Annotated in this window: 15 protein-coding genes; 11 read left to right on the top strand and 4 right to left on the bottom strand. The window is 58.6% G+C overall.

The features are described from left to right. Window positions 1-636, bottom strand: a complete 636-nt coding sequence (locus tag RGCCGE502_RS16165; protein ID WP_016555245.1) for a response regulator transcription factor — start codon at window positions 634-636, stop codon at window positions 1-3. Then, window positions 636-2,699 carry a PAS domain-containing protein gene (locus RGCCGE502_RS16160; RefSeq protein WP_081647257.1) on the bottom strand — a complete coding sequence of 688 codons (2,064 nt, stop codon included), beginning with the start codon at window positions 2,697-2,699 and terminating at the stop codon, window positions 636-638. The genes RGCCGE502_RS16165 and RGCCGE502_RS16160 overlap by 1 nt, the downstream gene beginning before the upstream one ends. A gap of 477 nt (window positions 2,700-3,176) precedes the next feature. On the opposite strand from RGCCGE502_RS16160, the gene RGCCGE502_RS16155 reads away from it, so the two are divergent. The 9 genes from RGCCGE502_RS16155 (at window position 3,177) to RGCCGE502_RS16115 (ending at window position 8,475) form a co-directional block, all read left to right on the top strand. Then, window positions 3,177-4,001, top strand: coding sequence for an alpha/beta fold hydrolase (locus RGCCGE502_RS16155; RefSeq protein WP_016555243.1), 825 nt, complete (start codon window positions 3,177-3,179; stop codon window positions 3,999-4,001). Between the two features lie 124 nt (window positions 4,002-4,125). Next, window positions 4,126-5,043 carry an MBL fold metallo-hydrolase gene (locus tag RGCCGE502_RS16150; protein ID WP_016555242.1) on the top strand — a complete coding sequence of 306 codons (918 nt, stop codon included), beginning with the start codon at window positions 4,126-4,128 and terminating at the stop codon, window positions 5,041-5,043. A 21-nt stretch (window positions 5,044-5,064) separates the two neighbouring features. Next, complete coding sequence (locus RGCCGE502_RS16145; RefSeq protein ID WP_016555241.1) at window positions 5,065-5,424, top strand: carboxymuconolactone decarboxylase family protein; 360 nt, start codon at window positions 5,065-5,067, stop codon at window positions 5,422-5,424. A 33-nt stretch (window positions 5,425-5,457) separates the two neighbouring features. Continuing rightward, the gene (locus tag RGCCGE502_RS16140) at window positions 5,458-5,790 is read left to right on the top strand and encodes an SH3-like domain-containing protein (RefSeq protein WP_016555240.1); all 333 of its coding nucleotides are present in this window, start codon (window positions 5,458-5,460) and stop codon (window positions 5,788-5,790) included. Next, window positions 5,787-6,458, top strand: coding sequence for a nitrile hydratase subunit alpha (locus RGCCGE502_RS16135; RefSeq protein ID WP_016555239.1), 672 nt, complete (start codon window positions 5,787-5,789; stop codon window positions 6,456-6,458). The genes RGCCGE502_RS16140 and RGCCGE502_RS16135 overlap by 4 nt, the downstream gene beginning before the upstream one ends. Then, window positions 6,458-6,808 (top strand): SH3-like domain-containing protein, encoded by a 351-nt coding sequence (locus RGCCGE502_RS16130; RefSeq protein ID WP_016555238.1) that lies wholly within the window; start codon window positions 6,458-6,460, stop codon window positions 6,806-6,808. The genes RGCCGE502_RS16135 and RGCCGE502_RS16130 overlap by 1 nt, the downstream gene beginning before the upstream one ends. Continuing rightward, window positions 6,780-7,565 carry an aquaporin gene (locus tag RGCCGE502_RS16125; RefSeq protein ID WP_016555237.1) on the top strand — a complete coding sequence of 262 codons (786 nt, stop codon included), beginning with the start codon at window positions 6,780-6,782 and terminating at the stop codon, window positions 7,563-7,565. The genes RGCCGE502_RS16130 and RGCCGE502_RS16125 overlap by 29 nt, the downstream gene beginning before the upstream one ends. A 36-nt stretch (window positions 7,566-7,601) precedes the next feature. Further along, entirely contained in the window at window positions 7,602-7,781 is a 180-nt protein-coding gene (locus tag RGCCGE502_RS16120; protein ID WP_016555236.1) for a CbtB domain-containing protein, read from the top strand. A 10-nt stretch (window positions 7,782-7,791) separates the two neighbouring features. Next, window positions 7,792-8,475, top strand: a complete 684-nt coding sequence (locus RGCCGE502_RS16115; protein ID WP_016555235.1) for a CbtA family protein — start codon at window positions 7,792-7,794, stop codon at window positions 8,473-8,475. Window positions 8,476-8,483: 8 nt separating this feature from the next. Here RGCCGE502_RS16115 and RGCCGE502_RS16110 read toward each other — a convergent pair whose 3' ends face one another. Both RGCCGE502_RS16110 and RGCCGE502_RS16105 read right to left on the bottom strand, forming a co-directional pair. Next, the gene (locus RGCCGE502_RS16110; protein WP_016555234.1) at window positions 8,484-9,665 is read right to left on the bottom strand and encodes a trans-sulfuration enzyme family protein; all 1,182 of its coding nucleotides are present in this window, start codon (window positions 9,663-9,665) and stop codon (window positions 8,484-8,486) included. A gap of 80 nt (window positions 9,666-9,745) precedes the next feature. Next, window positions 9,746-10,441 (bottom strand): hypothetical protein, encoded by a 696-nt coding sequence (locus RGCCGE502_RS16105; protein ID WP_016555233.1) that lies wholly within the window; start codon window positions 10,439-10,441, stop codon window positions 9,746-9,748. 224 nt (window positions 10,442-10,665) lie between these two features. On the opposite strand from RGCCGE502_RS16105, the gene RGCCGE502_RS16100 reads away from it, so the two are divergent. Together RGCCGE502_RS16100 and RGCCGE502_RS16095 are read left to right on the top strand one after the other, a co-directional pair. Then, window positions 10,666-11,655: a zinc-dependent alcohol dehydrogenase family protein gene (locus RGCCGE502_RS16100; RefSeq protein ID WP_016555232.1), complete on the top strand. Its 990-nt coding sequence runs from the start codon at window positions 10,666-10,668 to the stop codon at window positions 11,653-11,655. A gap of 52 nt (window positions 11,656-11,707) precedes the next feature. Beyond that, window positions 11,708-12,016 carry a tautomerase family protein gene (locus RGCCGE502_RS16095; RefSeq protein ID WP_016555231.1) on the top strand — a complete coding sequence of 103 codons (309 nt, stop codon included), beginning with the start codon at window positions 11,708-11,710 and terminating at the stop codon, window positions 12,014-12,016. The last annotated feature ends 33 nt before the right edge of the window (window positions 12,017-12,049 follow it).

The following is a 12,049-nucleotide window of genomic DNA, read 5'->3' as shown; positions in this document are numbered from 1 at the left end:
TCAATTTCCATGTCGGGAATGCGTAATGGGAATGTTGAGTTTACCGGCGATCCGGACAAGGTCGGCGAGAGAATCCGCGTGCATCTTGCGCATCATATTGCCTCTGTGAATCTGGAACGTTATCTCGCTGATGCCCAGCTTGGCCGCGCCTTGTTTGTTCATCAGTCCACTTACAACGAGCGGGAGAACGTCGCGTTCCCTCGCGGACAAGCAATCCAGCTTCGCTTGAAGTTCGAGGAGCGCCGCCCGTTCCTGCCGAGAGGTCCGGTCGCGCTGGAGCGCGGTTTCGATCGCGGCAAGCAGTTCATGTTCCTGAAACGGTTTGGACAGAAAGTCGACAGCGCCAAGCTTCATGGCTCGAACGGTCATGGGGATATCGCCGTGCCCTGTGATGAATATGATCGGCGGACGAGGGTTGTCTGACATTTGCGCTTGAAGCTCAAATCCGTCGACATCGGGAAGTCTGACGTCAAGGACAAGACAGGAAGGCGTGTCGGGCTTGGGCGCGTCGAGATACTCACGTCCTGTCGCGAAGGTCGCCACGTTTATCCGCGACGCTTCCAGATATTCCGTAAGACCGTCACGCACACGCTTGTCGTCATCCACGACGAATACGGTGTGATCTTTCTCGTACATCAAGGTTCTCCTCCGCTTCCAGGAAGGGAAAAGCAAAACACGGTGCCGAAAGGCTCAGCGGGAGTCGCCCACAATCTTCCCTCGTGAGCCCCCACGATGCTCCGGCAGATCGACAATCCAATGCCCATGCCATTGTGCTTCGTTGTGTAGAAGGGCTCGAAAATCTTCTCCGTATCATGCAATCCGGTACCGCTGTCCCTAACGTCCACGACCACATCCCCGCCGCTGCGCATCGAACGGATTACTAGCAGTCGCACCGATCCATTTAGGCTGGCCATCGCGTCCATCGCGTTCTGTATGATGTTCACGAGCACCTGCAGGATGAGTCCTCTATCGAAAACGACCTGTGGCAAGTCGGCTTGAAGTTCCACCCGCAGATCGCACCGCGAGGCGGCAATACGCTCCCGAAGCAGAACGCAAGCCTCTTCGATGACTTCGTTGAGATTGCCTGGCGATTTCGCGCCGCCAGACTGCCGGAAAAGCGCCTTGACCCTGGTGATAACCTCGGCAGCGTCGTTTGCTGCTTCCGCGGAATTCCTGGCGGCTTTCTTCGCTCGCTCGAGATTTGGCGGCACGGCCTCGAGCCACTTTTCCGTCGCACTGCTGTTGGTGACGACTGCTACGAGTGGCTGGTTGATCTCATGGGCAATGGACGCGGAAAGCTCGGCCAAACTCGCGGCGCGTGTGGCCAACTCCAAATGGTGCTGCGCTTTCTGCAACTGCGCCTGGGCCTGTGCTTCTTCCTCGACATCGACTATGACGCCGTACCACTGAAACAGCCGGCCGTGGCAGTCGCGCAGAACACGTGCTCTGCAGTCGACGAGGTGATAGCCGCCGTCGGCGAGGCGATGACGATATTTCAAAGCGATGGGTTCGCCTGACTTGAACGATTGCTCAAAACGATTCTTGAGGATTGGGGCGTCAGCCGGATGGACAAGCCGGCTGATCATCGGCGCGAAACCCGACCCGTTCGCCCCTCGCAACTCCTCCAGTGAAACTCCCGAATACCTCATCAAGGGTTCGTTGAAATAGGTTGGTTGGCCGTCGGGGCTCGCACACCAAACGGACGCTGGCAGGGTGTCCAGCATCAATCTAAGGCGGTTTGCATTCTCGCGCAGTTCTTCCTGCGTCTGGTGCAGTTCCTGGATGTCGACGTTGGTGCCGTACCACTGGATAATCTCGCCCGTATCGCTGAGAAGAGGGGCTGCCGTTACCCGGTTCCAACGGTATGTCCCATCGTTGAACCGAAGACGGCATATCAGCGAGAGAGGCGTCTTCTGTTTTACACATTCGGCCCACGTCGATTGGAATCCAGCCATGTCACCTGCATGAACGACACCGAAATTGTTGTCCCTGATCTGCTCTGTCGTCGCGCCGAGATATTCCAGTAACTTGGGGTTCTGGTAGATCGGCTCCCCAGCGGGCGACCCGCACCAGATCATCACCGGCATTGTATCGATCAGCGTGCGTAGTTGGCGTTCACTTTCCGCCAGCCGTTGCTCGGCTCGCTGTTTCTCATCGACATCAATCGTGGTGCCATACCATCCCTGAATGTCCCCTCGCTCATTCAGGTGGGGGCGTCCATATGCGTGGAACCAGTTGTAATCGCCATCGGCGCGCCTGATGCGATGGACGGACTCAAAAGACGTGCCAGTCCTCATACTGGTGAGCCAAGCCTGCGTGACGCGGTCTGAATCTTCAGGATGTACGGCCTCGAGGCCCGTGCGCCCGGTGGTGTTAAACTCTTCTGTGCTCTTACCGACGTAATCGACGACGCTTGGGTTGACGTAGACAAAGTTTCCTTTGTCATCGGTCGCCCAGCCTAGGCCCGGCATGCTCTCGACGATCAACCTCGCGTCAACCAGGCTCTGATCGACCTCCGTACGCTGCCTCCAGATGCTTACCAGCCATAAAGCGCCTAGTCCCGACAGTAGGAACGCCACGGGGTTCGTGAAAGAGCTCGCCCGGTTGAACGGGATCAAAGCGCAGCCGACGATCAAGAACAACGCGACGCACGCCGCGGTCCGCCTGCCTTTTATCAACACAAGCGCGGCAACCGCCATGAAGAGCCCGCCATACGGCTCCTGTTCAAATATTCCCAAAGCAGTTCCCGCGCAGCCCGTAGCAAGCGCGGGCGCGTATTGCCGTATTTCAATCCCCCTCACGACATTCTCCCGGTACACGCCACTGGAGTTGCCGGGACTATACTTCGATCCCGAAGATCAGGCCAGACGAACAGGCGGAACTAACGGAAACATATGATTGGCCGACGAGGGGCGGCTGCATATCCTCCCGCACATCCCAATCGACGGGCGGGCCTGGCCCACCGTTTCCTGCTCTCGAATGCCGTCGCTCGGCGGCTTGCAAAAGGGTCGAGGATCATGACGTCCGATATACCGGCATTAATCCCCGTTTCCCGCCGCACCGTTCTCGGGACCGCGGCGGGGGTGCTCGGAGCATCCATATTCGGATTTCCCGAACTCGCTCCAGTCCAGATCGCGAACGCGCAGACAAGCCAATCACCAGCCGAGGAAAAGAAAATGGGCATGATCACCACGAAAGACGGGACGCAAATCTTCTACAAGGACTGGGGCAAGGGACAGCCCGTGGTTTTTCACCACGGATGGCCGCTTAGCGCCGATGACTGGGACAACCAGATGCTCTTCTTTCTAAGCAAGGGCTATAGGGTAATCGCGCACGACAGGCGCGGACATGGCCGCTCTACGCAGACCGCCGTCGGCAATGACATGGACACCTACGCAGCTGACGTCGCGGAGTTGGCGGAAGCCTTGGACCTCAAAGACGCGATCCACGTCGGTCACTCCACGGGAGGCGGGGAGGTCACCCGTTATGTCGCCCAGCACGGAAAGGGCAGGGTCGCCAAGGCAGTGATCATAGCTGCCATCCCGCCGGTCATGGTGAAATCGGACAAGAACCCGGGCGGTCTACCGATCTCGGTGTTCGACGATCTCCGCGCCCAGCTCGCGGCCAACCGCGCGCAGTTCTATCTCGATGTTCCAAGCGGCCCCTTTTACGGCTTCAACAGAAAGGACGCCAAGGTCTATCCCGGCCTGATCCAGAACTGGTGGCGACAGGGTATGATCGGCGGTGCTATCGCACACTACGAGTGCATCAAGGTTTTCTCCGAGACCGATTTCACGGAGGACCTGAAGAAGATCGATGTTCCGGTGCTCGTGATGCACGGGGATGACGACCAGATAGTGCCGATCGCGGATGCCGCGCTTCTGTCGATCAAGTTGCTCAAGAACGGAACTCTGAAGGTCTACAAGGGCCTCCCGCACGGGATGTGCAGCACCCATCCGGACATCATCAATCCCGATCTGCTGGCGTTTTTCCAGGCATGATCGTTCGGCGGACAAGCGGCTCCAGGTGAATCCCAAGCTCCCCGGAGCCGCCCCGCCTTTTTTGAGGGGACACGCCATGACTCAAGACTTCAAGTTATCACGTCGCGGGTTTTGCCTATGCTGCATGGCAGCCTCGACCTTCGTCGCAACGGGAGGCTGGCTTAGCCCTCCTCAGGTGTTTGCTAAGGCGCAAGGCATCGTTGACATGATCCGCGATGCAGCTGCAAAGGCACCCGTCAAAGTCCACAAGGCAAGAGCCGGAGTGTCGATCCTGGAAGGATCGGGCGGGAATATCGCGGTCCTGACCGGCGGGGACGGCAAGGTGCTCATCGACGGCGGCATAACCGCATCGCGGCTCCGGCTACTCGAAGCTCTGGCAGGACTGGGCAAACAGCCTGTCAGGCACCTGATCAACACTCACTGGCATTTCGACCATACGGACGGCAACGAATGGCTGAACGCAGAAGGGGCGGCGATCCTCGCGCACGAGAACACCAAAGCGCACCTGATGACGGTTCAGAAGGTCGAGGACTGGAACTTCGAGTTCCCGCGGCCGCCACTCGCGGCCGTGCCCTCCGAGACCGTCGGTGACGAGATGTCTCTGGAGTTGAACAAGTCGACTTTGATGCTCAAGCACCATCCGAACGCTCATACCGACGGTGATATCTCCGTCGCGTTCGGCGAAGCCGACATCGTTCACACGGGTGACCTTTATTGGAACGGCATCTATCCCTTCATCGACTACTCCACAGGCGGAGGCATCGACGGGAAGATCAAGGCCGTGGAGGAAATCCTGTCCCGCGTCGGCGACAAGACTGTCGTCATTCCCGGTCACGGCCAGCCGCTCAGCAACAAGTCGGAGCTCAGCGACTACCGGACCATGCTTGTCGATATCCGTGGGAACGTCGCGAAGCTCAAGTCGGAAGGCAAACCGGTCGACGCGGTGATCGCCGCCAAGCCGACGGCGGCGTTCGACGCGAAATGGGGGCAGTTCGTTATCTCGCCCGACTTTTTCGCACGTCTCGTCTACCACGGTGTTTAACGCCCCAACGGAGCTCCCTCGATGTCCATGATCGACTGGAATGCCTATCACAGTCAGGTACTTGCCGGGGTCGGAGAGCTGGCAGCCCTCAGCCCCGATGTTATCCGGGGCTATCAAGCGATCGGCGGTTCGGCAAGAAAAACCGACCTGCTTGGGTCGAAGGTCAACGAGTTGATCGCCTTGGCTGTGGCGGTTTCCCTGCGGTGCGACGGCTGCATTGTCGTGCATACAGAGGCCGCGCTCAAAGCTGGCGCGACGCGCGAGGAAATCGCGGAAGCGCTGGGGACTGCTATCGGCGTGAACGCGGGTGCAGGGCTCGTCTACTCCACTCGCGTTTTGGATGCCGTCAAAGCGAAAACACAGGAAGAACGCGAAGTCTGAGACCGGCCAGAAAGCTCAAGAAAGGACATCTTTATGACATCGCAATCGATCGCACATGCTGTCGTCCCTGCGCTAGGCGAGATTCCCGCCTTCAAAGTTGGCGACATGGTGAGGACGGGGACGCGATTCCCCGTCGGTCATTATCGGCTCCCGATGTATCTCCGGGGCAAGGCGGCGGTGATCGAACGGGTCATCGCAACGATGGGGGTCGACAACGAGGAAGAGGGCTTCGGGCGGAACGCCGGCTCGAAGGGCCATTACTATCGTATCGCGATTCCGCTGTCGCAGATTTGGAACGACTACAGAGGCTCGGCTTCCGACGGGCTGAGAGTAGAGGTCTACGAGAACTGGCTCGAAAGGATTTGACCGTGGGAACTGATGACAACGATCACCATGACCATGACCATCCAGGGCACTCGCATCCGCATGATGAAATCTCCATCGCGGATGCTCCCGGCTACTACGATTTTATGGAAACTGCCGTACGAGAGCTGCTGATCGAGCGGCGGCTGTTTGGCGCGGACGAGATACGAAGGCAGATCGAGGTGCTGGACTCACGAACGCCTGCACTCGGTGCCAAGGTCGTGGCCCGAGCCTGGGTCGACGACGGGTTTCGTCAAAGGTTACTCGATGACGGTCGCAAGGGGTGCGAAGAGCTAGGGATCATGTTTTACGACGACACCCAGTTAATCGTTGTCGAAAACACCCCGAAGGTCCACAACCTCATCGTCTGCACGCTGTGTTCCTGCTATCCGCGCCCCGTGCTTGGCCTCCCGCCCGACTGGTACAAGCTGAAGCCGTACCGGGCCCGAGCAGTCTATGAACCGCGGACAGTTCTCGAGGAGTTCGGCACGCACATCCCCGACGATGTCGAGATTATAGTCAGTGATTCCACCGCCATGGTCCGTTACCTCGTGTTGCCGATGCGACCGGCAGGGACAGAGGCAATGAGCGAGGAGGACCTCGCAACGCTCGTGACGCGCGATGCGATGATCGGCGTGATCCCGGTAGAGTACCGAACGGAGGCGGCGTGATGGCCAGCGAACTTCTCGTCAAAAAACTTCCCAACGACATCGGAGGCGACGCGAGCGGCAAGATCGAACGCGTCGAACATGAATTGCTCCCATGGGAGAAGCGCTGCCACGCGCTAGCCGACGTTCTCGATTTCCACAAGATCATCAACACTGAAGAGAAGCGTCGCGGCGTCGCGGCGCTCGGCTCGGAGATGATCGGGAAGTTGTCGTACTACGAACGCTGGATCGTTGCCTTCGCGAACATCCTCTTTCAGAAGGGTATCCTGACGCCAGGCGCCCTGGCGACGAAAATGGCTGAGCTGGAGGCGCGCTACACGAGCGATGTGGCGCGCTCGCATCCAAATGCCTGATATAGCTCCGGAGGCATTCTGCTTTTTTGAGGTCGACGGCTCGCTTCCATTATTGCGAAGGTCTTTCGTCGAGGCGGTGGGGACTTGTCTTCTCACCGTGGCGATGGTGGGGTCGGGGTTAGCCGTGCAGCAGAAGCTGGGTGCGGAACCTTTGGCGGCCTCGGTCATCATCGCAGTCTCGATCGCCGGCTCTCTGGTCGGGTTGATCGTTGCAATGGGGAAAGTGTCCGGAGGCCACTACAATCCTCTGATCACGATCGGACAATGGCTCCGCGGCGCGACCGGATGCACGATATCCTATGTTCTGGCGCAACTCGCTGGCGGAGTATGTGGCTCTATTTTCGCCACTATGATGTTCCGCGAGGCTATTCGTCCGACCATCGGAGAAAGTCCGACGGCGGCGCTCCTGGTCAGTGAGTTCGTGGCTTCCGCTGGGCTCCTGATCATCGTCATAAGTTGCGCGCGTAGCAGCAAGTGGGACACTGGGCCGTTCGCGGTCGGAGCTTGGCTAACTGCCGCGATCTTGGCCACACCGTCGGCATCCTACGCGAATCCGGCTGTCACGATCGCCGCGACCCTGGCTGCGGGACCTGTCGCCGTGAGCCTGGCCAAGGCCGCTGCCTTTGGTGTTGCCCAGTTGCTAGGCCTCGTCGCCGCCTTGGTCGTAACCAGGATCGCGTTTGAAGATACGAAGCAATTCCACCGGCCACGCGATGGCGCAGCTGAAGAGCGGGCTAGCGATCATGGCCATCGGTAGCGTTCAACCTCATGGTTTTCAGAGAAGGGAACGAAGATGATAGCCATCACAGAGCAGAAGCCCATCGTAGTTGGCGTGACCGCCAGGGCTTTCTCCATCGCAGCCATTGCGGTTCTAGGCGCAATTCTCTTTGGCAGTGTTGGATTTTCGAACATTCCCGCCATCCACGACGCTACCCACGACGTGCGCCATACCCTGAGTTTTCCCTGTCACTGAGGCTCCCGCTATGGCTTATTTTCAGCGATTGTTCTTTTTGGCGTTGCTTGCGGGAGTGGTCGGAGGCGTGATCGCGTCCACTCTCAACATTGCGATAAACGTCCCTTCGATCATGGAAGCAGAAGCCTTTGAGCACGCGGCCGAACATCAAACGGCGGCCGATCAGGCTCGGCATAAGCACGAGCAAGTCTCGGTCTTTGGAAGGAACTTGATCACTTTGGCTGCGATGGTCCTTGCGTTCGTGGGCTATGCCTTTCTCGTCAGTGTCGTCGCTGAAGTCAGCGGCGGTCTGAGAACCTGGGGCTCAGGTCTCTTTTGGGGGATGGGTGGCTTCCTGGCATTTAATCTCGTGCCGGCGATAGGCTTGCCGCCCGAGCTTCCGGGAATGCCTGCCGCCGATCTAGGCCAACGTCAGCTCTGGTGGCTTTGCTGTGCGTGCTGCACCGCAGGGGCGTTGCTTCTGGCCGCCACTGTCCGAAAAACCGCCGCATATTTCGCCTCCTTGGTATTGCTGGCCGCGCCCTTCCTTTACGGAGCGCCTACGGCAGATGGCGTCGCGACGCTCGTTCCCGAGGAATTGCAACGTCACTTCGTCCTTGGGACCCTTGCTGCCGGGCTTGTCGCTTGGGTAGCAATGGGTGTTACGCTCGGTGTCCTTCGATCAGGAGACCGATGCCGAGCGGTGTTGGGATAGATAGTTCCTCAACGATCAACGCGAACGCGGGACGTAATATCTGCCAAGACTGCGTCGATGTCGTCGATCAGGTCCTGCGGGTCTTCCAAGCCGACACTGATCCGCAGTATCAGATCGTCTCCGGCCCATTTCGTAGCGGATCGATGGCCTTTGACCGGCATTGGAGCGACGAGGCTGCGCGTGCCGCCCCATGACGCCCCTATCGCGAAAGTCTGGAGGACATCCAGTGACGAAGGGACATGGTTGGCTATTCCCGGTTTGAAAATGACGCTGAAGACCGCGGACGCGCCGGTGAAATCCCTTTGCCAGACTGTATAGCTAGGATCGGTTGGAAGTGCCGGATAGAGGACGCGCTCAACGACCTCTGATGCTTGAAGCCTCTCGATCAACGACATCGCAACCTCGCTGGAGTGCTGCATGCGAACGCCCAGTGTTTCCATACCCCGGAGCACCATTGATGCGTCGTCCGGCGATACGGAGATACCTAACCGTCCGAGTGTGGACCTTATCGGAGCCACGAGCCGCTCGTCGCGCACGGTCAGCGATCCCAACAACAGGTCAGAATGCTCGGCAATGTACTTTGTAAGTCCCTCGGTGACGATATCCGCACCGAGCGATAGGGGCTTGTAGTTAATGGGCGTCGCCCATGTGTTATCGCAGCCGACAAGCGCACCGTGCTTGTGAGCCAGCTGTGCGATCCTGGGCAGGTCCTGCACCTCCATGGTGGTCGAACCCGGAGACTCGCACCAGACAATTTTAGTGCGACTGTTGATCCTTCTCTCAAGATCGGAGAGATCGAGTGGGTCGTAGTAATCGACCTCCACGCCGAAGCGGTCAAGGTCCGTATCCGCGAAATCGCGCATCGGTGGGTAGGCCGTGTCGGCAATGAGGATGCCATCACCTGCTTTAAGGAACGGCAACACCGCGATCGTATTCGCGGCTTGGCCCGAGGGTACGAGGAAGGTTCTCGCCCCTTGCTCTAGCGCCGTAAGCTTGGCTTCAAGCGTTCGCGTGGTGGGAGTGCCGTACAGGCCGTAACTATACCCATCAGGGCCTCGCGCTCCACGGTTCGCATAATCGGCAGCATTATCGAATACGATCGTGGATGCCCGGTGGACACCTACGGCCAGCGACTTGAAACCTTCCGTATTGACTTCGGGTGTGATGACACAGCGGGTGAGGTCTTTCATGGATACATCCTTTTCGCCAAAGCGGACTGGTAGAAGTCATCGGCCTAATACACACGAGGCGCGGCCGGCGAAACTCCGAGCTAGGAGAAAGCGAGACGGCTGAGGTCGACGGATATCAGTTCTCTTCCAAAGTCGGGGGCCAAGTCAGGGCGGCGCGCGTACCCCTTGAGTTTTGTCGGCATCCGGAGGCCCTGGACGTCGACATAGTCTGCGACGAGCTCGCAAACCGTGATGGCCTGAGCGCCGTCGACATGGTAGTCGTGCCTCCGCAGGAGGAACTCTGCGTCAAAGAAATAATCCTGCACCCGAGCGGGCGCAGACAGATCAGGGGGGAACTCGGCCCTTAAAACCCGCCATTGGGCACCGCGCTCGTTCCAGGGTACCAGTTCACTTATCTCCACCGCTTCATCCGTCAGCAAAAAGGGGGAAGTCAGCATTGAGCGGAGGGTGCGGCACGTCATCAACACGCCTGTCGCTAAGCCAATGGGTGGCTCGAACCGCAGGCCGAAATCTTCCAGTCCTATAACAATTGTACCGTCTTTCCGAACGACAGACAGGTGATCATGGTCGAGATGGCTGACGCAGTCGGGGCAACCCAATGGTTCGATCGTTACCCTGTTTTGGTGAGTTTGGACATTGACTTGACTGGGTGTCGCGGACGAGTGTTCATGACGGAACAGGCCTGTGACGGTTGCCGTGGCATTCGCGGTACCGACCCCGTCCCAGTTTCTCAGGCCCCCATGCGCTGTGATGACCTTTTCGAGCAGTCTGTTCACTTTCCGCCCCCGTTTCCGCGGCCGATTGATGCTGCGTGTGATGCCGACAGGAAGGGTACTCCTTTCTAGCGACGCGGAAATAATATGTTCCATTAGGGCGCGAGGTGGAAGGGACGGCCACAACCTGTAACGCGAGCTGACCGTGCTCATCTAAAGGTATATATGATTCCTGCCCCCAGAATTTGGGCGCACTCTCCCGAGGCAATCGCTTTAGGAGAAGCCAGATGTCGATGATGAAAGCTGCGGTCGTGGAAGCCGCCAACGGCCCCTTCGTAATAGCCGACATTCCGCACCCCCGGCCTGTCCGTGGTCAGGTTTTGGTCCGTGTAAGCGCAAGCGGCGTCAATCCTCTCGATACGAAAATCCGGGCCGGAGCTGCGGCCCACGCGAAGCATGCATTTCCGGCGATACTTGGCATCGACTTGGCTGGTGTCGTTACTGAGGTCGGAGAGGGTGTGACGCGCTTCTCCACCGGGGATGAGGTTTACGGGATGACCGGGGGCGTCGGTGGCAATCAGGGTTCCCTTGCGGAGTACGTGTCGGTTGACGAGCGACTGCTGGCTTTGAAACCCTCAAACCTTACAATGCGCGATGCCGCCGCCCTTCCTCTGATTTTCATCACGGCATGGGAGGGGCTCGTCGACCGCGTGAACCTCCAGGCGGGGCAAAGTCTTCTCGTGCTAGGTGCTGGCGGCGGTGTCGGACATATCGCCGTGCAGATTGGTGTCGCTCTGGGGGCTAAAGTCTATGCCGTCGATTCCGCAACCAAGGCTGACTACCTCAACGGTCTCGGAGCCACGCCGATCGACTACGCCTCAGATGGCGTCGACAGCTATGTCGCGAAGCACTCCGCCGGAAAAGGTTTCGATGTCGTCTACGACACGGTTGGCGGTGCGGGACTGGATACCGCTTTCAAAGCCGTTGGAAGATTCGGCCATGTTGTGAGCTGCCTCGGTTGGGGGACTCACGCTTTAGCTCCGTTGTCATTCAAGTCTGCAACCTATTCCGGCGTATTCACGCTGATCCCTCTTCTAACCGGCGAGGGACGAGAACATCACGGCGACATCATGCGGGAGGCGACGAAGCTGGTGGAGGCCGGGAACGTTTCGCCGCGGGTCGATCCGAGGAAGTTCACCTTGGCGACGGCCTCCGACGCTCATGAACTTTTGGAGACCCACAAGGCAAACGGGAAGCTTGTCATCGAGGTTCATTAACGGCCTCGGGAGCCTGATCGCTGCCCCTTCTTCAACGTTATAGGAGATATCAATGCCTTTCGTGAACATCAAACTGGTTGATGGCGTGTTCACCAGCACCCAGAAACATGCATTGGCGAAGGCCATCACAGACGTCATGGTCAAATTTGAAGGTTCCGAGGCCTTTAGGTCCGTGACTTGGGTTCTGATCGAGGAGTTGCATACGGACGGCTGGCACATTGGCGGCGAATCCTTTTCGGGACCACCTTCACTGATGGCTACGCTTGGCAGGTCGAAGGCCGTTTACGAAATGATCGACGGGAACCCCACGTCTCGTGACGAGTTCGCTTCCGTATTGCCGCCAAAAACCGAAGCGGTTTGAACAGCCAGCACACTAAAGGTGCGAGGATGACCG

The sequence above is a fragment of the Rhizobium grahamii CCGE 502 genome, assembly GCF_000298315.2.
Classification (GTDB): Bacteria; Pseudomonadota; Alphaproteobacteria; order Rhizobiales; family Rhizobiaceae; genus Rhizobium; species Rhizobium grahamii.
The sequence above is the reverse complement of the archived record's forward strand: the minus strand, read 5'-3'. Positions and strand labels throughout refer to the sequence as shown.